This is a genomic window from Undibacterium sp. SXout20W (assembly GCF_049340285.1).
In the GTDB taxonomy this organism is placed as follows: domain Bacteria; phylum Pseudomonadota; class Gammaproteobacteria; order Burkholderiales; family Burkholderiaceae_D; genus Undibacterium.
In genome coordinates, this window is record NZ_JBMPPH010000100.1 from 1 (window position 1) to 1,684 (window position 1,684).

A 1,684-nucleotide genomic window follows, 5' to 3' on the forward strand; every position below is an offset into this window, starting at 1 on the left:
CGGCATCATCTGCTTAAGGATGGCCTCCTTGCGTTCTGCTGGATAACGATTCACTGCATGTCTTTACTCCGCCCCAATACGGTTGATGTGAATTAATTGACGCGACATCTATCCTGACATAGGGGGTGAGCGAGAGAAGGTGATTTTTTATTTTAGTCTGCGTTATTTTTACTCTAAAAAATGAAGCAGGTGCTTAAACGTGACGTTATCGGAAGGCTTTATGAAATTTTCGTAAAAAAAACAGCGCCTAAGCGCTGTTTTTTTTACAAGCAAATTTTGTCGGTTCTTAATTTATTCGAAATTTTTTAACCGAATTTTTATCTGAATTGAAATCCAGCTCAATAAAATCGTATGGCGATTTTAATTCTTGTCGATAAACAATTAGTTACTAATCGCTTTTTTCTGATCGTCACCAGGCACGCCGCACGTTGGACAATATGGATAAAAAGCGTTGTGCCTTAAGCCACATGATTTGCATTTAATGTAGGTCGTTAGTCCGCAATGCATACAAAAATTGACTTCTACGCCATCGATCGACGGTATGGCTCTGTCACAACTAGGACACTGCCCACGTGTCATTGATTCCAGCGCTTTTTCGTATCGAATCTCATGCTTACGTTCTTCTTGTGGCGCTGCTTGTTCTAAGTTCTTTTTCTCAAGGTAACTTTGTAGTGATCGAATCAAGGCTCTGCCACCAATGAAAGTCAAAGCAGCACCGACACCGTAGCGGATATAACCACCAAAACTGGGGAGATAAGGTACTAGTTCAAAGAAAAATGCAAACAAGGCAAAAACAATATAACCCCAGACAAACGGCCAATGCTGGCTTTTTCGATGGCAACGAAACAACCATAAAGCAATGCCCAAAAGAGGTGCTACGAGTAACAAACGAATGCCAAATGCCTTGAGCGAATCATGGTAGAGCGCTTTTTCATAGGCTTGATTTGCGATGAGTTGCAGTTGCTCAATTTGTGTCTGTTGAGGGCGTATTTTTTCTTCTAATGTTTGTTTTTGTTGGTCGACCAGTTGAATTTTTTCTTCAAGTTGCTGCTGTGTTTGTAGTTGCACATCTAGCTTACGTGCTCGTGCTACCACTTCAGGATTTTGATCTGATTGTTCAGTGCTGCTGCGCGTGGCACGCCAGTTATCAAAACTTTGTTTTTCTTTTGCGTAATTTTCCTGACTATTGGCAAGTTGTACGTTCAATAAATTTCGTTGACGTCCCAAGACATCCAATTGCTGACGCACTGGCGCTATTTGCAATTCAATTTTCTGGTTTGCCGCATGGTCGATAAAATCCTCAGGTACCGGCGACTTCGACATCAACGGTAAATCAGCAATCAGGCTTGCTCCAACTTGTATCAAGAAAAATGCAAACAACAAGGCAATTGCCCATTGTCCAAGTCGAAAAAATCTTTCTGGTCCGCGTAATTGGGTATACATACGTTCTCCTTCAATTTTTATATTTACACGACTGACACAAAACCGCACCACTTGCGTTACGAACAATGGTCGGGGGTGTACTAACTGCGTTAGTAAGCGTGGGTAACCGGTCATGGTTCCGTCGCATTAACTTTTAAAAAGGCGAGTTTAAGCCGTTACGACTTTTTATATTATCGCTGGACGGACTACGCCTGCCAATGCATAAAACTGGTCTGCAAATGACATGTTCTCACATCCGACC

1 protein-coding gene is annotated in these 1,684 nt (G+C 42.0%); it reads right to left on the minus strand.

Features of this window, described 5'->3' with window-relative positions; all coding sequences use genetic code 11:
* Positions 1-381: 381 nt before the first annotated feature.
* On the minus strand, positions 382-1,443 hold the full coding sequence (locus ACO0K1_RS20130; RefSeq protein ID WP_423028978.1) for a hypothetical protein: 1,062 nt from the start codon (positions 1,441-1,443) through the stop codon (positions 382-384).
* Between the last annotated feature and the right edge of the window lie 241 nt (positions 1,444-1,684).

Bases quoted from the DNA above. Each gene is read 5' to 3' on its own strand.
- ACO0K1_RS20130 (WP_423028978.1), bottom strand. From the start codon at position 1,443: ATGTATACCCAATTACGCGGACCAGAAAGATTTTTTCGACTTGGACAA.